Origin of the sequence: Parabacteroides sp. PF5-9, assembly GCF_029893105.1 — a bacterium.
Classification (GTDB): Bacteria; Bacteroidota; Bacteroidia; order Bacteroidales; family Tannerellaceae; genus JARXWG01.
In genome coordinates this window covers 68,449-90,386 of sequence record NZ_JARXWG010000011.1, presented here as the reverse complement: position 1 = coordinate 90,386, position 21,938 = coordinate 68,449, and the positions used below count along the sequence as shown (strand labels likewise).

Annotated in this window: 21 protein-coding genes; 13 read left to right on the top strand and 8 right to left on the bottom strand. The window is 36.7% G+C overall.

All coding sequences use genetic code 11. The features are described 5' to 3' along the window. Positions 1 to 145: 145 nt before the first annotated feature. Entirely contained in the window at positions 146 to 1,369 is a 1,224-nt protein-coding gene (locus M2135_RS08200) for a site-specific integrase (protein WP_280748004.1), read from the top strand. Positions 1,370 to 1,372: 3 nt separating this feature from the next. After that, positions 1,373 to 1,741: a protein-tyrosine kinase gene (locus M2135_RS08195; protein ID WP_280748003.1), complete on the top strand. Its 369-nt coding sequence runs from the start codon at positions 1,373 to 1,375 to the stop codon at positions 1,739 to 1,741. Between the two features lie 150 nt (positions 1,742 to 1,891). Here the strand turns inward: M2135_RS08195 and M2135_RS08190 are convergent, their stop codons facing one another. The 5 genes from M2135_RS08190 to M2135_RS08170 all read right to left on the bottom strand — a co-directional run bounded on the left by M2135_RS08190 (position 1,892) and on the right by M2135_RS08170 (position 4,590). Next, positions 1,892 to 2,197 carry a helix-turn-helix domain-containing protein gene (locus tag M2135_RS08190; RefSeq protein ID WP_280748002.1) on the bottom strand — a complete coding sequence of 102 codons (306 nt, stop codon included), beginning with the start codon at positions 2,195 to 2,197 and terminating at the stop codon, positions 1,892 to 1,894. Further along, on the bottom strand, positions 2,194 to 2,505 hold the full coding sequence (locus tag M2135_RS08185; protein WP_280748001.1) for a helix-turn-helix domain-containing protein: 312 nt from the start codon (positions 2,503 to 2,505) through the stop codon (positions 2,194 to 2,196). The genes M2135_RS08190 and M2135_RS08185 overlap by 4 nt, the downstream gene beginning before the upstream one ends. Positions 2,506 to 2,717: 212 nt before the next feature. After that, positions 2,718 to 3,308, bottom strand: coding sequence for a hypothetical protein (locus tag M2135_RS08180; RefSeq protein ID WP_280748000.1), 591 nt, complete (start codon positions 3,306 to 3,308; stop codon positions 2,718 to 2,720). Further along, complete coding sequence (locus M2135_RS08175; protein ID WP_280747999.1) at positions 3,308 to 3,757, bottom strand: DUF3408 domain-containing protein; 450 nt, start codon at positions 3,755 to 3,757, stop codon at positions 3,308 to 3,310. Before M2135_RS08175 ends, M2135_RS08180 begins: the two co-directional genes overlap by 1 nt. Positions 3,758 to 3,813: 56 nt before the next feature. Next, positions 3,814 to 4,590: a ParA family protein gene (locus M2135_RS08170; RefSeq protein ID WP_280747998.1), complete on the bottom strand. Its 777-nt coding sequence runs from the start codon at positions 4,588 to 4,590 to the stop codon at positions 3,814 to 3,816. 1,011 nt (positions 4,591 to 5,601) lie between these two features. On the opposite strand from M2135_RS08170, the gene M2135_RS08165 reads away from it, so the two are divergent. The 11 genes from M2135_RS08165 (at position 5,602) to M2135_RS08115 (ending at position 16,341) form a co-directional block, all read left to right on the top strand. Beyond that, entirely contained in the window at positions 5,602 to 5,952 is a 351-nt protein-coding gene (locus M2135_RS08165; RefSeq protein ID WP_280747997.1) for a MobC family plasmid mobilization relaxosome protein, read from the top strand. Continuing rightward, on the top strand, positions 5,942 to 7,243 hold the full coding sequence (locus M2135_RS08160; RefSeq protein ID WP_280747996.1) for a relaxase/mobilization nuclease domain-containing protein: 1,302 nt from the start codon (positions 5,942 to 5,944) through the stop codon (positions 7,241 to 7,243). The genes M2135_RS08165 and M2135_RS08160 overlap by 11 nt, the downstream gene beginning before the upstream one ends. Positions 7,244 to 7,394: 151 nt before the next feature. Further along, on the top strand, positions 7,395 to 8,135 hold the full coding sequence (locus tag M2135_RS08155) for a hypothetical protein (RefSeq protein ID WP_280747995.1): 741 nt from the start codon (positions 7,395 to 7,397) through the stop codon (positions 8,133 to 8,135). Between the two features lie 22 nt (positions 8,136 to 8,157). Then, complete coding sequence (locus tag M2135_RS08150; RefSeq protein ID WP_280747994.1) at positions 8,158 to 9,507, top strand: hypothetical protein; 1,350 nt, start codon at positions 8,158 to 8,160, stop codon at positions 9,505 to 9,507. A 42-nt stretch (positions 9,508 to 9,549) separates the two neighbouring features. Further along, positions 9,550 to 10,422 carry a hypothetical protein gene (locus M2135_RS08145; RefSeq protein ID WP_280747993.1) on the top strand — a complete coding sequence of 291 codons (873 nt, stop codon included), beginning with the start codon at positions 9,550 to 9,552 and terminating at the stop codon, positions 10,420 to 10,422. A 17-nt stretch (positions 10,423 to 10,439) separates the two neighbouring features. Beyond that, positions 10,440 to 12,227, top strand: a complete 1,788-nt coding sequence (locus M2135_RS08140) for an AAA family ATPase (protein ID WP_280747992.1) — start codon at positions 10,440 to 10,442, stop codon at positions 12,225 to 12,227. Next, positions 12,214 to 13,290 carry an aminotransferase class V-fold PLP-dependent enzyme gene (locus M2135_RS08135; protein ID WP_280747991.1) on the top strand — a complete coding sequence of 359 codons (1,077 nt, stop codon included), beginning with the start codon at positions 12,214 to 12,216 and terminating at the stop codon, positions 13,288 to 13,290. The genes M2135_RS08140 and M2135_RS08135 overlap by 14 nt, the downstream gene beginning before the upstream one ends. Positions 13,291 to 13,401: 111 nt before the next feature. Further along, positions 13,402 to 13,653: a hypothetical protein gene (locus M2135_RS08130; protein WP_280747990.1), complete on the top strand. Its 252-nt coding sequence runs from the start codon at positions 13,402 to 13,404 to the stop codon at positions 13,651 to 13,653. An 86-nt stretch (positions 13,654 to 13,739) separates the two neighbouring features. After that, positions 13,740 to 15,512 (top strand): AAA family ATPase, encoded by a 1,773-nt coding sequence (locus M2135_RS08125; protein ID WP_280747989.1) that lies wholly within the window; start codon positions 13,740 to 13,742, stop codon positions 15,510 to 15,512. Positions 15,513 to 15,540: 28 nt separating this feature from the next. Continuing rightward, positions 15,541 to 16,053: a protein-export chaperone SecB gene (locus tag M2135_RS08120; protein WP_280747988.1), complete on the top strand. Its 513-nt coding sequence runs from the start codon at positions 15,541 to 15,543 to the stop codon at positions 16,051 to 16,053. A gap of 24 nt (positions 16,054 to 16,077) precedes the next feature. After that, a complete protein-coding gene (locus M2135_RS08115) occupies positions 16,078 to 16,341 on the top strand; it encodes a hypothetical protein (protein WP_280747987.1) in 264 nt (87 codons plus the stop codon). 562 nt (positions 16,342 to 16,903) lie between these two features. Here the strand turns inward: M2135_RS08115 and M2135_RS08110 are convergent. The 3 genes from M2135_RS08110 to M2135_RS08100 form a co-directional block, all read right to left on the bottom strand. Beyond that, positions 16,904 to 18,004 carry a radical SAM protein gene (locus tag M2135_RS08110; RefSeq protein WP_280747986.1) on the bottom strand — a complete coding sequence of 367 codons (1,101 nt, stop codon included), beginning with the start codon at positions 18,002 to 18,004 and terminating at the stop codon, positions 16,904 to 16,906. Between the two features lie 572 nt (positions 18,005 to 18,576). Further along, a complete protein-coding gene (locus M2135_RS08105; RefSeq protein ID WP_280747985.1) occupies positions 18,577 to 19,188 on the bottom strand; it encodes a hypothetical protein in 612 nt (203 codons plus the stop codon). 4 nt (positions 19,189 to 19,192) lie between these two features. Continuing rightward, positions 19,193 to 21,922: a hypothetical protein gene (locus tag M2135_RS08100; RefSeq protein WP_280747984.1), complete on the bottom strand. Its 2,730-nt coding sequence runs from the start codon at positions 21,920 to 21,922 to the stop codon at positions 19,193 to 19,195. Between the last annotated feature and the right edge of the window lie 16 nt (positions 21,923 to 21,938).

Here is a 21,938-nt window from a genome sequence, read left to right as displayed (position 1 = left end):
ACTTATTCGGGGAGGAGCGAAAAAAATAAAAAAAGCTCCCCTCTTTATTGCTAATTGGTTGTTTTTCAACATAATGCCGTATTTTGCGTAGTTCTGTTCCCACCGATATTTCATATATTTCGAACCCAATTAAAAATTGAAATGTATGAAAAGAATGACCTTCAAAATCCTGTTTGTCGTAAAGGCATCACGGGTCGCAAAAGATGGGAAAAGTCCTGTTTATTTGCGTGTTACAATCAATGGGCAACGATGCGAAACATCCATTAGCCTTAAAGTTGACTTCAAAAAGTGGAATACTATCGCTGAAAAGGTAATCGGGGATGATCGGGGAGATCAAGAAATCAATTTTCGTTTAGACACCATCCGCATGCGGATTATGCAAATCTATCGCGAGATGGAATTTGACCGCAAAGAGATTACAGCACATAAGATTATTGACCAGTATTTGGGAAGAAACGACAAGCCGGTAATAATGCTACTCGATGTTTTTCGAGAACACAACGAGCGGTGCCGAAAGCTAATTGGCAAAGATATGGCTCCGGCGACAGTTACCCGTTATGAAACTTCGTTGAAGCATACAGCAAATTTTATCCAATTCAATTTCCACAAAGAAGACATTCCTATTACGGAAGTCAACCACAAATTTATTACGGATTACGAGTTTTATCTAAAGACCGAACGGAACTGCTCTCACAATTCAGCAACCAAATATCTGAAAAATTTCAAGAAGATTATCCGTATTGCTTTGGCAAACGACTATATCAGCAAAGACCCCTTCGCCAATATTAAGTTCACGCTGGATGAGGTGGAACGAGACTTCTTGGAAGATTCCGAAATTCAACGAATTATAGATAAAGAGATAACAATAGAGCGACTGGCACAGGTGCGTGATATTTTTGTGTTTTCAATTTTTACTGGTCTTGCCTTTTCGGATTTGAAAGGACTTACAGCCGAACATATCGCCACTGACAATAATGGTGCATTGTGGATTAGAAAAAAGCGGCAGAAGACCAACAATATGTGTAATATCCCATTATTGGATGTACCAAAACAGATATTAGCAAAGTATAAGACCCACCCTGTTTGTGTTCAGAAAGGAACTTTATTACCTGTTCTTTGCAACCAGAAGATGAACGCATACTTGAAAGAACTGGCTGATATATGCGGAATTGCGAAGAAAGTCTCAACGCACACCGGCCGACACAGCTTCGGGACGTCTGTCGCCTTAGCCAATGGAGTTTCAATCGAAAATGTAGCAAAAATGCTGGGGCATTCCGATACAAAGATGACTCGCCATTATGCCAAAGTATTGGATAAAAGCATTATGCGAGATATGGAAGGGATAAATGGTAAATTTTCAATCGGATAAATTATGAAACGAGAAGTAATAACCATAGAAAATGGAATTGTATCTATCCCTGTATCAGCCGAAATATGGATGACTCAACACCAGATTGCGGATTTATTCGACTGCTTTGTAGGCGCAATAAATGCGAATATTCGTGCCATCCTAAAAACAGAAGTACTAGATGAAACCAATGTTTGTCGGACTTATCATTACAAGAATGGTGATTTTGTTGAACAATATAGTTTGGAAATGATTGTGGCTCTTTCATTTCGGATTAAGTCGAAGAATACAGAAATCTTTCGGGAGTGGTTCTTGAATAAAGTAGTATCTCAAAATAGTTTGCAACTGCTGTTAATTAGCAATTTCCAGAGTAATAAGCCAATACTCAATTGATTTTTCTTATTTTTCGTTCACAAAAGAACAGGAAGAGAATAAAACGCCAAACCCAATGCCCTGCTGGGTTTCCTTTGGAAAGGTTTGTCTAATTTATTCTCTTCCTGTACGATAAAAGTTGCCAAAAAAAAAGGAAAAATAATATTGTGTTTAGGGTTGGTTCCAGAAAGCTGCATGGTATCCGTCATTAAGTAGTTTCTCTATATCCGATGACCTATACAGTATCTTGCCACCCAGCTTGATATAAGGGATTCGACCCTCGTTCCTATAATCCTGTAGACTCCTCCGGCTCAACTTTAATTTCTTGGACAGTTCTTCATCCGTATAAAAACTCTCTCCATTCAATGTTGGTTTGCGGGGTGTGAATAACTTCTCTACCGTAGTAGATAGTCGTTCGAGAGAAAGAAAAAATGATTTCACCCTTTCGTTTTCTGATGTAATTAATTGGTTACTCATACCTGTTTCCCTTTATATTTAGCTTGCTTACGTTTTTCTTCTACTACCGGAACAATTTTTTCCACGTCTTCCGGTTTGTAATAAATTTTGTGGCTGATTTGGGTATATGCCAGCGTTCCGTTATCCCGAAGCGTTTGCAATGTCCGTTTCGAGATGTTCAAGAGTTGGCAAACATCTTGATTATCCAGCCATTCTTTCATGTCCCTATCTCCATGCAAGCGGCAGAGGCATTCCATTCGGCTTGCAAAATCTTCAAACTTCGATAGCATCTTCTCGAAAGTTTGTGCTTCAATGTTTATTATTTCCATATTCTTAAAATTTTGAACTGTTTTAATTTCAATCGAAGCACAAATATATATACAAAAAATCGGTTAAATAGCAAAGAATCAGGCTGTGGCAGCATTTGTCCGGGGTTGTCTGGGGTTTCGGAGACAAAGCCATCTCAGAAATGGAATAATTCTGAATAAAAATGGAACAGCCCTCAATTTTCATCGAAGGCTGTTCCATTTTATACTATTCATTACTCCCGTATAAATTTCCGGAACTCCTCATTTTTGATGGAATCGTATGGAGCGTTCCCTTCTGCCTGCTCAAAAGCCAACAATATACGTTCCTGCGCACGAGGTATCCGGGTTATTATCTGCTCGAAGAGGTCTGTATCGCAAAGCTCGAATGCTACATTTAAGGCTGCCTCCTTTTCCTCTCGGGCAACTGTCCTGCCAGATGCCAGACCTCCCAACATCTGAAGTTCCTCATAAGAAGTCCCGTTCCTCCATCTTCCTATTTGCCGTGCCCTTGAAATAGCAGCCACGAAGTTTTTCTCTGTCAATTCTTCGAGTAGCTCTTTACTTACCAGCGAGCGGGCAACCTTTACACGTAGTTCATAGGTGCGATTCTCCATATAAAGCGTAGTGTCCTTAAATCTCTTTGATATTAAACCGGCTACTTTCTTATATGCTTTTACTACCTGTCCCCAAGTAGCATCATAGATTCTTTGCAAGAGCCTGCGGTGCATATCGCCAAAAGCCCTGCGTAGCGGACCACTCAGGAGCATCCCCGCCCAAAACCACAGGCTAACCAATACATAGAATTTTATAAATACTTCGTTCATTATTCTGTCGGGTTTATATTGTTCGTTTGATAGATGGTATCTATTTCCTCTTTGAACGTATCCAAATGGTTCAAGATAATATTCTCTACATAGCTGCTGATAGTCGCTTTTGATTCATCCATCAGGTGAACAATCCGCATCAACCGGCGATGCGTGGTGGCGGTAATGTACAGCGGCTTACGGTGTGTGAAGTCTATCCGATTGAAAAACAAGCTTTGATAGTCTGCCTGTGGTTTGCGCTTACGTTTTTCTGCCGTCTTTGCTGGCGGTTCGGGAACTCTGGCTACTGGTTCTGCAACTTCTCCGGCAGATTCAACGGGTTGCTCGATTATTTCCAATTTTGTTTCTGGCTCTGTTTTTTTCTCCGTTGATGCGGAAACTTCTGTTACTGTATCAACAGACCTTGCTTCTGTTTCATCTTTCGCTGTTTTCTCCGCAGGCTTTTCCATTGGTACACCCTGATGCACCATTGAGCGGAGCTTATCAAATTTATTTTCTGCTGTCATTATAATTGGGGGTTAAGGTGAATAATCTCCATAATTTCATTGACCAGAAAATCCAAGTTGCTGCCTTTGAGCAGGTTTTTATCTGCCGGAAAGATTGTTGAGAGGAAAACTGCATCACTTCCCTCAATGGACTGTTCCTTATCATAGCGCACAGATTGCGGGATAACCGTCTGCATCAACGGTAGTCCGAATTGCCGGATAACTCCCTCGTAGTGTTCAAGCCACTCTCTTTTGATACGTCCATCCACGCGATTCCAGAAAAGATGAATTGTTTTCAGGTTTAAGTCCTTGCGTTCTGCCAGCAACTCATTAACGGGAATAATGAATGAGAGAGTACTCTCCATTGACATCCGCGAAGGAGCCATCGGAACAAAAACGTAGTCCATCGACATAAAGGTCGAAATTACTCCGTCGTTGTTGATGGTTCCGGGCAGGTCGAAGAATACCACATCATAGCCGCTCGGTTCGCCAGCCAAAAACTCACGGGCTTTCAGGATCGCTTCTTCCGGTTTGGCACATACAATCGGATAGGTCTGTTTCCCCAACGAATCAAACAGGGCAATGGCTTTGGACTGGTAGTGCAGGTTGGTTTCCAACTGCCGGATTTCACGCTTGCGCATGTCATAGACACTGCATTGCGGATAGTCACAATCCATTACGGCAACATTCAGCCCCTTGAGGTAATGCAGATAGCTTGCCACGAGTACGGTAAATGTACTTTTGCCGACACCTCCCTTTTGGGTGGAGAAGGCGATAAATAAAGGTTCTTTTTTCATCTTGTTTTCAATTTTTAGAATTATACATGTTGATATTTATAAGCTTTTCAAGCTTTATTTTTTGTTTTCAAGTTTCCATGTTTTCAAATTACCAAGCCGCCAAGTTTTCAAGTTTGATAATTTCCAAGTTTCCAAAACCGGAAACCAACTTGAAAAATGCCAAATCTGAAAAACAACAGGTTTTCCAAGTCTCCAATTTTATAGATAGATTGATATTTATACGTTCTGCTGTTTCTAAAATCAGAAAGTTTTAAATTTTTCAATCTTTCGAGTGCGAATATATAACATTCTGTTTGTCAACACATAATGCTGGTTTCTTATGCATTAAAAGGGGGTATTTTGCACCAAAGGCTTGCTGTTAAGAAGGCTATTTGAATAATTGCAGAACAAGTGTGTGTTTTTTATCTCTCAATGGTTTGTCGGAATTTACATTTGGCAAATCAGGGCAATTCGCACCGATTGCTTTCCGGTCAAACAAGCAATATATAGCAGAGTTATACATGCCAATCCGGCTTTGATATTGACCGGATATTATTAATTTTCTTCGTGGTCTGAATTATTAAAATGACAGACTGATGAATGAAGAAAATTATTTTAAGGCGACCTTCAATTTAAGTCGCATTGCAGAATCTAGGCTTTTACGTTTTATGCCCCGGATAGTGTATAACAGTTGCCGTCGAAGCAAAAGACAAAGAGCCTCACGCCTCTTTATTTTTTTGTCGTCGTCAAAGGAGCAAGGTAATCGCACGGGTAACCCAAAATTCGCCTACGGCTCTTTCTTGTTCCTCCTGTGCATACCTTGCCCTGCGGGGCTGCGAACTCCTGCACCCGCTCCCGAAGGTCGGCTGGTTTGGGTTCGCCTGACAACCTTTCCGTTATTCTCCCGATGGTCGCATGGTGGTCAGGTTGTCTTGCAAGCCTTCGCTTCATCTCCCGGTGGTCGCTTTCGTTTTGGCTTGCCCGGCTATCTGAATAGCCGGAAAGATTCCATAACCTTCAAATGTATATGTTATGGAAGATAAGAAAGAAGAGAAGCCCAAACGTGGTCGTCCGGCCAAGGAGAAAGAGAAGTTAAATTGCTCAATCAACCTCAAATTAACAGAATCGGATTTCAACTCGATTAAAGAAAAAGCGGAGGGAATAGGAATGAAGGCGACACGATATGCACGGGAAATGGTGCTTAAAGGAGGTGTCAAATCCCGTTTTACATTGGAGGAACTTGACCTTATGCGAAAACTTTCAGGTATAGCAAATAACCTGAACCAGATCGCAAAGAAAGCTAATCAGGCAGGATATATTGCGGAAAGCATTAATATAATGGGAATGATGATCAGAATTAAAAGGATACTGGATGATCGCTAAGAATATCAAGGGAAAGTCATTTAAGGGATGTGTATCATATGTGATGAACGATACTGCCAAGTTGCTTGAAGCCGAAGGTGTATTAGATTCAAGTAAACAGGATATTATCCGCAGTTTTGCCATGCAACGTTCCGGAAGAAAGGAAATCAAGCAGCCTGTGGGACACATCCCTCTGTCATTCGCTCCAGAAGATAAGGGGCGGATGACAAATGATTTCATGGTACAATTAGCCAAAGAATACATGGAAGAAATGGGTATCCGTAACACTCAATATATCATTGTCCGGCACCACAATGCAGACAATGAACACATTCATATTGTCTATAACCGAATCGACAATAACCTGAAATTAATATCAGTCAACCACGATTACAAACGGAATATCAAAGCTTGCAAGAAACTAAAAGACAAATATGGATTGACTTATGGCAAGGACAAAGAAAGGGTTAAGCGAGAGAAATTAAGGAATCCAGATAAGGCAAAATATTATATCCATGATGCGATTAAAACCGTTCTACCGAATTGCAAAACACCTAATGACCTGCGATATAATCTTCAGAAATTCGGGATAGAGCTTGAGTACAAGCACAAACGAACAACATCTGAGATTGAGGGAGTATCATTCTGGTACGGAGATATAGCATTCAAAGGCTCTGAGGTAGATAGAAAATATAGCTTTGGAAACATCAAAAAAGTATTAGAAAAAAATATCGAGGAGTCGAAAAAACGAGGAGAGGAAGAACTTTTACGGGAACAGACGGCACAAAAAGTAAGGCAAGAGGCTATGTTAAAAGTCAAACAAGAAGTTGAAGAAAGGGTAAGGAAAGAAGCCGAGACAAAAGCCCAGCTAGCGAAACGCAACATTATTATCAAAGGAGTAGAATTGAACGATAGCCAGCAGGATACACTAATGAGTGGTGGTCATATCTTCCTCAAAAACGTGACAGCCAAGGATGGGAAAACACAATTTTCGGCGTATGCTTTCCTAAATGATGAGAAGGATAGAGTCTTTTTCAGCAAGAAGAATCCCGACGAATTTGTCAAATACGGTAAGTATGAAATACGCGTCAGGGATAGGGTTCTGATCGAGAACGGATATATCACCAAAGCCAAAGTAAAATGGTACGGCATAGGAAGCTATGCTAATCCCTACTTGTGGAAAGATAATAAATCTGATTCCGATTATCAGGAATCATGGAGTGACCCACGGCTACCAAAAACTCCAAAGGAAGAGCAAAAGCCCAAACAGCCTATTGTTCAACAACAGAAAAACAAAGGGAGGAAGAGGTAAAGAAACGATTGAATATTAAGGAGCCTACTGTTGTATATTACAGTAAGATTTTTTTATATGAAAAAGTTTTCCCATATAAAATTTCCATAAAAGTTGCTCTCTAAATGCATTGTATTTTTGTCTTAGTATTCACCATTAAATTATTGAGAACATGAAAAATACAAGTTTATTTCTGATGATTCTAACAGCCTTTGTGTCAGGGTGTACATCTTCAATAAAAGAAGAAATCGCTGATAAACCTATTCCTAATTATAGCATATGTTTGGTGCTAGATGGGACAGACCGTAGAGATCGCCAGCAGAGCATACCAGAAGTTGATATTCAGGATGTATTGAATTTGGCTGCAAAAGTTCAAGAAACAGGTGAAGGCAAACTATTCCTGACATTCATTGACGACAACTGTGCAAACAACGGGCATTCCTATTTGAATATCATGCAACCACTTAAATCGCCCCGTAGCACTTATCCCAAAAAGAAGGATTACGAGACACAAGCAGAATATAATAAGGAAAAGGACAAGATCATGAGCGAATTTATTGCAGATTCTATTGCGTTTGAAAAAAGCAGATTAGAGAGACTGTCTTCTTTCAGAGAAAAAACACAGGAAATAATAAACGAAGCATACTCTGATCGAGTTGCCAAAAACTCACGGGGGAGTGATATAAATGGTGCGATTAGCTTAGGAGTAAAACTACTTACAACCTCTAATGCCTCTATTTCTTACCTTATTCTCATCTCTGATTGTGTTGATAATGTCAAGAAGCCATTGGTTGAGATTCCTGACAATATTCAGATTATTTTGATAAATAACTCTGTTTCTAATCATCAGTTAGGTGATAAAATCAAAATGGAGTTAAGTAACTTGGAACAGATTTGCGAAACCATATTCTAATAACCTACAAAATTCAATATTTATGGAAGCAATAGTACAAACGAAGAGTGTAGCTGAATTACGACAAATTCAGCAGAAACGTGAAAAGAAAATGTTAGAGGAACAGGAACATCGTCGCAAATTGGAACAAGCGGAGAGTCAACGCTTAGAACGGGAAAAACAAATAGAGCAAGAGCGTTTAGAAAGCAAGCGTAAGCAAGCTATTCAGTCGTCTCAAATTAATATTAATTCACTTTCGGACAGAGTTAGTAATGTTTATACTGACTTGTGTTCCCGAAAAAATGCTTATAAGAGAAAAGAACAAGCATTAGCACAAAAGCAAGATGAGTATAATGTTTTTCTTATGAATAAGGACGAAGCATACCCTGTTAAGGAATATAACGAACGCGAAACGATAAAAATGCGAAATGGACGATTAGCGTACTATGGATTGCCCATTGCAGATATTATTTTCGCATATTTAGCAATTCTTCCTATTGCTCAAAGTAAACTCATCGCAGGCTTCCCAGAAGAAATTAAGGATATAATGCCTTTGCTGGGCGGTCTTGCAGCAATTTTTCTCGGCACCGCTCTTACATTATTGGGACGTTGGGGTAAAAGTAGCATTAATAAGGAATGGTATGGATATCCCTTACTCACGGTGACGGCTTTAATCGTTCCTGCTATGTACTGGGTTCATTTTTTTGTTTATAGTGGAAAAACTGATGTAGATATTGCATATGCTGCTATTTTTTCGCTCGTATCGCTTATAATCCAATTGTGGATAATAGTTGCATATCCAAAACACATTGATGCGCTTGCATATTTTAAAGATAAAAAAAAGAATGAAGCTATCAAATCAGCACGAGACAGACAAAATGCAGCCCTGAATGCGGAAATAGAAAGATTAGCAGCAGAGCTAGACAAGCAACCTGCAGATTTTTACAGCTCCTTTAATCAAGAATTTGGTGCTGCATTTAGAAATTTGGCAGTGGCTCGTAGAACTCATATTAACGAACATGATGAAGAGCCTATTATCCCATTAGACTGGAAAACAATTTATGTTGGCAATGCTATGTTCTTTCAGCGTCCGGAAATACCTCTGCCTTTGTTACATCAAGATTTATCTGTAACAGCAGCAGATATTAGTTCCATTGAGGACATGTTTAGAGAATTTGGTTGGGAAGTACATTTAATGCAGCCCCTATTACTTAATAATCAAATTAGTGATAGAATAGAAAGTGATAGTATGGGGCAATTGTCGGAACCAACAACTACATCTGAATCCACAAACACAGACACTTCTGATAATACTGATGACCGAACTCCTCCATTAGGCAATGACGATCCTTCAAGTGATGACGATGAACAACAAGGTACTGTTATTTGGTAGTCAATTCAATATCCAGTAATTAATAATTAAAAATATACGATTATGAGCCAAGAAGTTTCATACAGCCAAGTTCAAAGGGTGCGAGAGATAGCAATAAGTGATTATGCAGAAAGTGTTGCTAAGATTCTGGGCGAGACGATCTGCACAGCATCCACACAGGTAGCCGCAAATCAACAAAGGATAGAAACCGTACAAAACATAAATCTATCGCATCCTTCTACGACCATTTTGCAGTCGCCAACAAGTTTAAAAGTAATACAAAAGCATTTCGAACGAAACCTCGCTACTCTAAATAAAAGTGAGACAAAAAGTGATGAGGTTTCAATAATAAAAGCGGCTGCAATTATGACGATGCAGCAAGAAAACCTGAAAATAGAGAATAAACCGCTTATAATGCGGTCAATCCAAGAGTTAATGAATGCTTCTACTGTAAAGCAGACAACAGAGAAACTAACCACTGCTTTTTCCGACATCAAGAATGAGCATGCAAAAGTATTTAATAATACGCTTTCTTCCGCTATTCAAATAGCAAGTTCAAATGTTGGTTTTGTAAATATTAAATCTGAAATCGTCAGCCCGAATTTAACTCGTATCGTTGCCACCAATCCCAATGGATATAATTTGATTTCTGAAATCCATATAGATAACAAAAAGAAAGTTGATATTCAATCGGAATTAGAGGGTATTACAGATGGTAGTTGCAAAAAAATAATGGATGATTTCAACAAAGAGTTAGAGTCGCTTGGAGTCATTGCTGAACGTAAGGAGCGTAAGCCAACAGGTGGAATTGCGCAAATGGAGTATGCAAAAACGTTACAAAAACGAAGAAAAGCCACAAAGCGAGAATTTGTAAATGAACAGGTTCTTACCAAGGATAACAAAAATAAAACAGTCCAATATATCAATAAGAAATAAATGAAGGAGGAATTAATATGAATAATTCAGTAATTCAACAAATATTTAAACCTCTATCAGAAGGGATGGCGGTTACATTATTGACAGGTCGCCCCATTTATGACTTGGATAGCAACCATAATATGGAGATTACTCCTGTAGTAAGAGAGATAAGTGATTATGCTTATCAGACCTATAATATGACAATGGTCAGATACAGTCTCGCTTATGGAATTAAAATCAACGAAAAGGCACACAGTGCTGATGATGTTAAAAAAATCAAAGACATTCTTTCCCAAGCAAATATTATGGGAGGAAATAAATGTAATTCAGGGAAGTGTGAAGCAGGACAAGAATTAATAGATATATTGAAAGGGTTCTTACTTCTCTCATCGAACAAAAAATATCTTGATATGAAATGGGATGATGGACGACCATTACGTTTTTTGTTCATGTTAGAGTTTAGTTCTGACATTTTACCGGAATCAACAAGTATAAATCAGTTGATAGCAAGTGAACTTTCCTATATTGCCGCTCACTCTACAGAAATACGTGATTCAGGCAATTATCTTGTTTTCAACGATGTTGTTGAAGGTCGAGTTGATCCAAAGGTTAGCAACGTGCTTCCGAATATATCTATTCGTTATCCCGATTATGAAGATAAGCTTGAATTTATTCAGATATTACACAATCGTTACCCTCATGCTAAATATGAAAATGGGTTGAATGACAAACAAGTAGCTAATCTCTCAAGCAACACTCCGAATAGAGGTTTAGAGGGATTGTTTCTTGGGTGCGAACGCACAGGAAATGCTATTACTTCAGCACAACTTATAGAACAAAAAGTGAAAGATGTTTCCGCAATATCAGAAGGAACGCTAACGCTCTTGGATATTGGACGAGTTCAAAATGTAGAATTGGTTGGAACAACGGTGGAAGTACCTAAAACGTTTTTGACAAAATGCGCATTAGGGTTACGAGAGAAAAATAAGCTTACCCCTATGAACATACTTCTTTTAGGAGCTCCGTCAACAGGAAAGACCGATCTTGCTTTGATGATTGCGATATTGGCTAATGTGCCTGCATATGGATTGAATAGCCCAAAAGCTGGTATTGTTGGGGAGACGGAACGCAGGGCAAAACTTCAAATGAAGATATTTAAGAACATGTCTCCCAATCTCGGTTTTATTGATGAAATAAGTGAAGCTTTTCCAATGGAGCGTTCTGACAATAATTTGGATAGTGGTGCAAGCGCTGCCGTTACAGCTGCTTTACTTGAGAGCCTTTCAGACAAATCTCGCGAAGGAAATAGCATATTGGTTGCAACAAGCAATTGTGGATGGAGAATTGGAGGAGCGATGCTTTCACGTTTTGATGTATTACCTGTTTTAATGCCCGTGATTACAGACTTTCCTATGATTATTGGTAGTATCGCAAAAAACATCAACCCTGAAAGGCTCATTGACATATCAGACGAAAGGATTAAGGTCGCAGGGGAAGTTTTTTACAATAAAAATTTAATGCCTAGACAAATCAGAAGTGCATTGAAACTTGCCATGAGTCTCCGAAAATCGCTTATGCCCGAAGATATTCTGTGGGCAGCAAAAGATGCCAGCCCATTGGATCACATTAGTAGGCTTTCCTCCATTTATAGCGATTATTATGCCTTACAACTATGTAAATCAAACTCTTTGTTGCCTTGGGTTGGTAATCCAAATTTTCCTTTTCCTGAATATATAAAAAGCATTTTAGACAGTAATGGAGATATTGATGCTGAAAAGTTAAATTCCGAAATGAATAAATTAAAGCCTTATGTCAATATATAGAAATGCAACAACTGCTCTTGTTGAATATTTGGAACAGATAGAACAAGATGATTTTTCAGCTTACAATCATTTATCCGGCAATGGAGTTGTGGAGTCTTTTGAAAGCACGTTAAAAGACTTCTATGGAGTGAAGTATGCTTTATGCGTAGATTCAGCGACTAATGCTCTAATGTATTTAGCGTTGGCCGTAGGATTAAAAAATAAAGAAATCGTCACGAGTCCTCTTTCGTATGGAGCCACTATTAGTGGAGCCTTGTGGTTAAATAATAAGTTCCATTTTGCAGATATTGATAATAGCCTAAATATTGCACCCGAATCTGTCAAAAAAATAATAAAAGGAAATCCTAAAATAAAGGCTTTGTATGCTGTTGATTTCGCGGGTATCCCTCATGATATGCATTCTATCAGACAAATTTGCGATGAATTTGGTGTGTGGTATTTCGCTGATGCTGCACAATCATTGGGGGCGGAAGTCGGAAGAATGAAAGCTAGTTCTTTAGCCGATGCTTTTGTCGTGTCATTTTCTCCTGGCAAAACGATTTTTTGTGGAGAAGGAGCGTGTATTCTCACAAACGATTCCGAGCTTTATAAACGACTTGTTAGCATTACACAACATCCATATAGAATAAAAAAAGATGTAAGTCTTGGTGCAAGTTCGGAACTTGGACTAAATGGACGAATGAATCCATTATCTGCTATTGTTGGAAACGCCATGTTTGATGAAAGTTTACAAAGATTAAAACAGAAACAGATTGAGATATTGAACATGTATAACTCAATTGACAAGTTCCATTTTGTTACCCCGTTTCATTTTGAAAAGAAAAACAGTTTGCCTTCATTCTTTCATTTGCCATTATTGATAAATGACTTACAGGAGTTTGAGCGAGAGTCCAAACAATTTTTAATGACAGCACCTTCGAAATGCCATTTCCGTAAATCGGCATTTGAACTATTACCTGAACAACTGAAAAGAATGGGTAAATCAAGGATTGTATTATCCATACATACACAACAAACAAGTTCTTTGATTGAGAAATTATTCCTTGGTACTTTCCATATATAAATTCCATAAATAAAGCAGGGTTTAAGGTCTCTATCTTTGTAATCAGATTTTGCGATTAATTAATTTTCAATAGAACCTTCCGTTAAAGGGTGGAAGTAAAACAAATGTATTATGTCACAGAGAAGAAGTACTTATGTCTTTCCAAGTGAAAGCGACTACAATGATGCAAAGGATCACATTTATCGCCAAATGTATGGCGACTATTCCGATTCTAACAAAATTTATTTTTACGGCTCATGGGGCAGTTGTTCGCAATTTGACTGGGATACGTGCTATCGCATAGACATTTACAGTGATTGTTCGGATGCTGTACAAGCTGCGGATATTTTCCGCGAACATAGAGGTAGATTCTATGATATGTAAAGTTGACTACACCTCCTGACAATAAATCGATTATTGTCAGGAGGTTATTTCAATTCAAGTTATTAACAGTCAAGATAAAATAAATCATGGAAGCAAAAAATGTAGATAAGAGGTTTGTAAACAAAATTGTTACAAACCTAACAGAAACAGGATACAAAGTTTTAACAGACCTTCCAATCGTTCAATGTAATTTGTCGTTTATAGCCACTGCTCCAGATGAAATTTTGATGCTTGGCGAAATCTTACCTACTGATTTTATTGAGGCAGACATAGAAAAGTCAATCAATAAATTGAATGCTATCCGTATGTCTATAACTAATCTTTTTGCTGATACATTAGAGGATATTGAAATCAACATTTCAATGGTTATTGTGAGTTCACGAAAGATTAAACTCTCTAACAAAATAAAAAATAGTCTTTTTTACTCCAATATAGAGTTGCTTTTGTTTGGAAAGAATAGCAAAAATGTTTTTCCATCTCTTCCCAAAATTGATTCAGATTTGTTAGCAGACAAAGATTTAACAGCCGATTTCGATGCTTATTTCGAATATATAGAAACCGTTATCTCATATTTAACCTCCAGCCCTGTTACACTAACAAGGAATATATTTGACGACAACTTCATAAATAACTTCGACAGTGAATTTGTTGAAAAAATCAAAGTGGAAGCGTCTATGACTTTGCTACGCTTCAATTCTGCACGAAGCCTAGCTGAAGAGGTGAAAAAATATGTAAAAGGACAGGATGAAGTGATTGAAAAGGTATCAGTCCCATTTTTTCAGCATATACAAAGCAGAGCAAGAAGCACTTCAGGTAAAATAAAAAATTCTTTCCTTTTGATTGGCAATACAGGAGTTGGAAAAAGCGAAATCTTGCGACAATTTGCCAAAATTGTTGATGTGCCGGTTATTCGAATCAATCTTCCAAACTGCACTCCAGAAGGGTGGAGAGGAAACAATATAAGCAAGGAAATATCATTGCATATCCGTAAGGAAGAGGATATTGAACGGCTACGCTATGCTGTAATTATATTCAATGAGTTTGATAAAATAGCCCACCGCACAGATTCTGAAACAAGCGAATTTCGAGCGGAAATTCAGAAACAATTACTACAGTTTTTCGATGAAGATTATAAACTTTCAGTACGTATAAATTCAAACGATCCTAATAGTTTTTTCAAGGAATATGAATTGCCGGTCAACGACTTTCTTATTTGTTTCGATGGTGCTTTTAAAGGCATTGAAGAGCATGTTGGAAAACGCTTGCGATGCGAAGGGAAGATTAGTTATGGACAAATTGGATTCCAAGCTGCTGCCGAAACCTCTAAAATGAAAGATTGTTCTTATGATTCTTTAATGAGATATATAACTAAGCAAGATGTCGAAAAATTTGGTATTATTAGCGAATTGTGTGGACGTATTGAGCAAGTCGTTCTGATGAATCAAATGACAGAGGAACTGATTTATGAAATCATTACTGAAGCTGACGATAGCATTGTAAAACATCATCGTTTGCAGTGTGAGCAATTGGGCGTTAAGTTAAACATAACCGAAGATGCTTTTCGTAAAATTGCTTCGATGGTACAAAAATCCGGTTTGGGAATAAGGGCTGTCAAACCCATTTTTTCTAATTTAATGGAGAAAGTCTATTTTGACCATGAGCCGTATAGCGGGAAAACACTTACGATTGACGCTGAATTCATAGAAATAGATATGTTTCGTAATTCCAATCGCAACCTTATCAACGATTATAAAAAGATGCAAAAACAAATTATAGATAAAGAACAATTTTTAAAACGAAATGCTTTATCCGAGGAAGAACTATTAGATAAAATATATTTCCTCGAAAAATCAATGTAATATAACCCCTCTAAAAAAATATACGATTATGAGTAAGTTTCAATTAATGAGCGAATTTTTGAAAGATATTTCTTTCGAATCGCCAAATGTCCCGGAGTTATTTTTTCAACAAGAAAGCGGCCAAGCAAAAATGGATATTAATATAGACATTCAAATTAAAGGTGCGGATAATAACTTTTATATGGTAGATTTATTGATTGGGGTACATTCCAGTTTGGAGACTGATGGAAGAACGATTTTTATAGTTAATAGTACCTACTCCTGCTTGTTGCAAGCAGAACAAACCGAAAATGAAGAAGAACTGAAAAAGACTCTTTTGATTAATGTTCCTGCAATTTTGTTTCCTTCAGCAAAAATGCTGATAGAACAAATCATTCTGAACAGTGGTTTCCCTCCATTTAAAATGCAACAGGTCGATTTCGAAGCACTGTATGAATCGCGACAGGCAAACGATACTGCTCCCGACGATGATTTGCTGAAGTCAGGCAAAAAACTAAAAAGTAGTAAATTCAAAAAAGGGAAAGCAGATATTATTCAATAATTTCATTCAAATTCAATATACATCATGGAAACATTAGAAGAATTACAGATGCATCGACAAGCTGCACTCATCGTTGTTTGTACTTTGGGCTTGGCGGCAGTTCCTATTGCATTTAATTGGAAATCAAATCTTTTTGCAGGCACTTCGTTAGATAATGGAGGGTTAGGATTTGTTCTAAAAATTATATCATTCCTGCTTTTGACCATTGCTTGTGCAATACCTGCGTTTGTCATTTACTTAATCAAGTTGATTTATTGCCAAATTCAGATTTCAAGATTAACTCACTAATTTCCGTCGAATATGCCAATATTTATTGCAAGCCGTATTTCATTGGATGACAATGTACTGTTCCCTGATAGAATAGATATTGATCATAATAACGTAACTTTTTACAAAGGATACATATTGGGCTACAGATCAATGGTTATACCTCGCAATAATATTGCAAGCGTATCCATCGGGAGTGGGATTTTCTTTGCTGATGTAACTATCGAAAGTGTTGGAGGGAAAAGAATTGTGGGAAGTGGATTCATCAAGAGAGATACGATGGAGATAGTGAGGCTGTTGACATAATTGTGTGAAATGATGTCAACTTGACCAACCCAAAGTTCGACTACCATTCTGCTCATTAAAATAACATCTTCAGCTTTCATTAGATTAACAGCATCGCCCTTTTGCAATTTTACAATGCTATTTATCTCACTATTTAACGCAACAGCACATTTCCAGAGTGCCCCACTAGCGTGAATTAAAAAACAATTAGGCTTAAGAATGATATGCAAAAATCCTCAAAAAGCATAATGCATTCTTGGGAGTATTATGTTTTTGTATCAAATTTACAATTTGACATTCAGTTTTTATTAAATAAATTATTTATCTTTTGAATCGCCTTAATCGTCAATGAATTTTTATAATTGTCAATAGGATTGTTTACCAGTTTATGTGCAGCAAGAGCAGCTGAAAAAACAGCTCTTACTTTCATTAATTCACACTTGCTTTTATCCCGTATATTAAATTCTCCATTTTTTAAATAGTTTGCAGCATAACAATTCCTGCATGCTGGCTCCAAATAGCAATTATCAAAACAATCATTATCAACTAGAATATCAGCATTAGACCAATCGGTTTGATTTATTTTTAAGCTGTGGTCTTTATTAAAAGTCATTGGTGAGAAAAAAGAACAAGGATGCTTCCCTCCATCCGTGTCAAATGCGCTCATATATTCGCCACAACCACACCATTTTCGTTTTTTCTTCTCCTCCTCACATTTATAGATGTGCATATTTATTATAGGAGCTGGTATGACATCAGGGTTGTTAATATAAAATACACATAGTTTTTCTAATTGTTCAATCAATATTTGTTTATACTTATCATTTCCCCAATCAATTCCATCTGCAAAATTCGATCCACCTACCTTAAGACCTAAGGAGTGAATATAGACGATATTATTATACAAATGATGAATTGTTTCTTCGGAAATTGTCATACTGACAGGTCGATCTCCCCAATTCTCTTTAAAAAAAGATATATCTATCAAGTCAAAAGAATTACTTCTATTAAGATTGTGACTATCTCTATTGCCATCTAAGCTAAGTTTTACAGAAAACCTATCTTTGTTTATTTTCAACCAATCTTTTATTTTTCCATGTATTAAAGTGCCATTAGTTACAGTGAAAAAATGATATTTTTTCTCCCATTCTTTACTCCAGACCCATTCGCAAATTTCTTTTATTAGATTGAATTCTAAAAAGGGTTCTCCGCCAAAGAATACAATCCTAATCTCATCAACATCATTTCTTGTAAAATGCTCACCAATAGTCTGTTTAACAAAGTCAACATTTATCGTTGCATACCCTTTGTTGATTTCATAACAATAGGAACACTTTAGATTGCATTTGTTAGTTAATATAAATGATAGGCTATGAATTCGATTCTCAACTCTTTCCATAAAAAAATAGTTAATGAATCTCTGCTGCTAAAAATAAGCAACAGAGATTCTGATTATTCAGTACCACCAGTAGGGCATACATAAGGTACTAACAAAGGCTTTTCTAACTCTCCATTAAATTGAAGACTCTTCACTAATTCCAAAATGGAATTATTTAATAAATCAGTCATGGTAATTTAAATATTTAATCCTGCTCTTATGGCTTCACAGGTCTTGCCTTGTATGATATAGTTCACATTTTATCCTCGATATTGACAGATATTTGTTGAAGTTGTATTAACGCTGTAATGAGCATACTTACATGCAAATTGTTGGCGGCAGAACATAGGAGGTGTCCATCCCCATCCAAGAGAGCCTGCTCTCTTGTTGCTACTGCAAGCAATGGAAGAGTTTTCATGGCGACAATAATTACACTTCATAAAATGATAACAACTTGAGTTGCATTTTTGACCGAAATATGACATAACCAGTTTTTTTAATAATGCCTCCACTCTATGGCTATCGGCTACTCCACTTATTATTTCCACAAAGTTAATTTACCTCTAATTATCTGAAATTATCTATCTCAATCGTTACTTCAACAACTCATCTCTCAATGCACTTAGAGAAGAGAAATACCTCTCGTCACATAATTCTCCATTTAATTGGGGTAGTGACGAAATATCAATGCCTACATCTTCCAGCTTTTCAAAGTCAACTTGTTCGGGCTTTTTCTCTAAGCAACCGTGTAAAAACGCAAGTATAGGCTCTATCGTAAAGACGGACTTAATAATACGTTCTTTTTTGTTGTCTTCTGTGTCGAGTAAAACTTTAGTAGCGACTCCATATCGCGGATCGTTCGGAATATGCGCACCCTTTCTACAAAGAATAGATTCTGATTTATTCGGCATTAATCCTTTTGAATGATGAATAATGTGCCATTTGTCATCTGCTTTTTTTAGGGTAAGAAATATATTTTCCCACCATGTTTTTCTAGCAGAGTCTGAAACCTCATCAGAGAACCTATCCCAAACAAAAACAATTTCAGTATCATCTAAAGTTTCAACGTCAATTAATCGTCCACTATCAAACTTAAGATATCCTTTATTTTCAAGATTGTCAAATCCTTGAAGCTGTTCAACCCTATCATCAACTTGTTGTAGAGAATAATAATCTGTTATTATTATTAGTTTGCTGTCATTCATATCTTTATCTTCGTGCTTGATTTAATATGTAGTTGATAGAATACTTATTTTGATTTTCCACAAAAGCGTAGAGTACAGAAGAAAGATTAAGATAGCGTACATATTCGGGCAATTCCAATGAATGCTTGCCTCTACCGGATGTAACGACTACTTTGCAATTCTTATTCTCAGTCCAATCACGTAAAATATCTTGAATTGCTTTTTTGTCATTATTGCAGGCTCTTTCCAAGATTCCATAGTGAATCAAGAGAAAGTCTGGTTCATATTTGACTATTTCAGCACCAATATTCTTAATTATATTCTTCTCCAATGTACTCTTATTCAAATCTTCGTCGGTGATGATAACGCCGGAATTAGAGAAAATCAACTTATTCTTAACCTCTTTCGCTCCTGCGTATGTGGATTCTGAATGCTCTTTAATTCGCTCATCTACTACCAAAATTTTTGTTTTGTAACAATCCCAAAGCAGACTTTTTGCAATTACTGTTTTTTCTTCTTTGTCATTTCTAAGTCTAACCTCATATCTAGCAAGGCGATCTTGAAAAAATGGTAATTTCCTTTGTGCATTAGAAGAAAGTGGCTCAATCCAAGTTTCCACAGAAGGGCTTGTTTTTCTTTGACTTATAAACTGCTGATACTCTTTTTCTTGGTCTTCTATGTGGTCAAGAAGAATTATTTGACCATCAGTCAATATTGGCTCTTTTTTCAAACAAGATGTTACTTTACATTTTTCGGCAATATTTGCAATGCCATTTTGTTTGTTGAATATCTCCCAAATCTCCGCCTCAATGTCAAGTATGTCAGATTTATTTTTTAGCAATTCATTCATCGCATCAAGATCAACAACTTTAATCCATCTATTTGGCAATAGAGTTTTGTAAGCGTATTTTTTATCGAATAATTCGTCAATAAAAAACTCACCTTCATTTTTTGTGGATATAATAAAACGATGAGCAAAAGCAATTCCTTTCTTTAAGTCATCAATCAGTTCTTTTTCTGTCTTAACCCAAACACCTTGATTTATTAATTTTTCTTTCCTCTCCGTACTTACAGCCCAGTCGCCGACAAAGAGAAATTCCTGTGGTTTTTTAATAAAAAAGCGATAACCCAAAGAATTATTCTTGGTCTTGAATGCTTTTATGAGATTAAATTTTCTACTTTCATTGGCATAATTATTATTTTCACATTCAACATCGTACTCGGTTGATTCTATTTCAGGCATGTCTATTTGTCGAAGAAACGCCGCAGAAGCTTCCATCTCCAATAGTCCTAATGATTGATTACGGAGTTTATGGTTTTCACTATTATCCAGAATAGAGTAATTCAAACGCTCATTTTGATTTCTGATTAATTCGTCAATCTTAGGTACTGATATTCCATCGTCAATCTCAACACAATAGTATTGCTCAAAATCAGGTGGCAAGTTTATTTCACCAGAAGGAATGTCTTTAATGTTAATCGTAAATGTTTTGGTACTTGTGTTTTTTTTAGCATGTTTAGCCGTATTTCGAATAATATTCTCAACAATATTATAAAATGCTTGGCAGCCTAACACATCGGAAGGGAAAGCGGCAAAAATATCTTTATCTTCGGATAATACTTCATCATTGTATGTTAAACGGAACTGATATTTAAAGTCATTTATTCCGGAAATATGATTTAGGAGCAATCTTACTCTGTCAAATTCCAGAAGTACATCTTTGTATAATCCTTTTGTTGTGAGTATATTCGAAACACCAAAGGTAACTTCACTCAAATAATCAAAGCGACTTTTCAAGTACTGATTGAAATAAGCAAGTTGATGATCACAATCCTGATGTTTGCTGCATTGAGAAATGTATGTATCCTTATCTATTTTACTGGATAAATCTGTATGTATCCCGTCTCCGATCAAGTTTGCAAATACGTGACTGCCAATATTATGACTTAGATTACGAGCCATGGCTTGAGCAAGTGATGCACGAATTGCAAATTGAATCAATTCATTCTCTTTCAAATTATATAAAATCAATGTCGTCAGATCATTAATGAAATTCGCGAGTTGGTTTATAAAATCACGAATTTCACGTCTAGCTTCCAGCTCTTTACCTACAAAATGTATTCCTACATTAGCTTTAACTCTATATATCTCTTCGACATCGTTTAGATAGCAAGGAGAAATAAAAAAATAAAAACGAGTAATATTCTTAGATGCATCATTATCGCTTATTGGATAACTGTCTTTTATTTTTTTTAGCCATATCCCGTAATCATCCTTAAGATTAGCCTCTTCCAATTTTTTTTCCAAAATACGACTGTGCTCAATATCTATTCTATTATCATTATCTCGTATAATGGAACTATGATAATAATCTATTGCTATTTCATCACTGGGAAGATTAAAATGAACTTCAAATGCATCATTCCTCATTTTGCCTTTGTTATAAAATGGAAAAAGGAAATCTCCCCAGAAATCATCCATCCCATCACCAATGAATGTTTTTTCCCTACAACACGTGATCTTTTCTTTCCCTGCATTCAAACATTCGTTTTCAGTATGTGTAAAATCTGCATAAAATGAAACCTTAGAGTCGTCATTAACTTCAACGTCATTCCAGATATTTAAGAATTTTAAAAACGTATAACTTTCAAAAGCTCCGTTTTTTGTTTTCTTCTCCAATGCTGAATATACCGAGCCGTAATCTCTTATAGACTTTTTTGTTTCTATTATAATCTGCTCAAATAAATTATCCATTTTATACTAAGTTTTA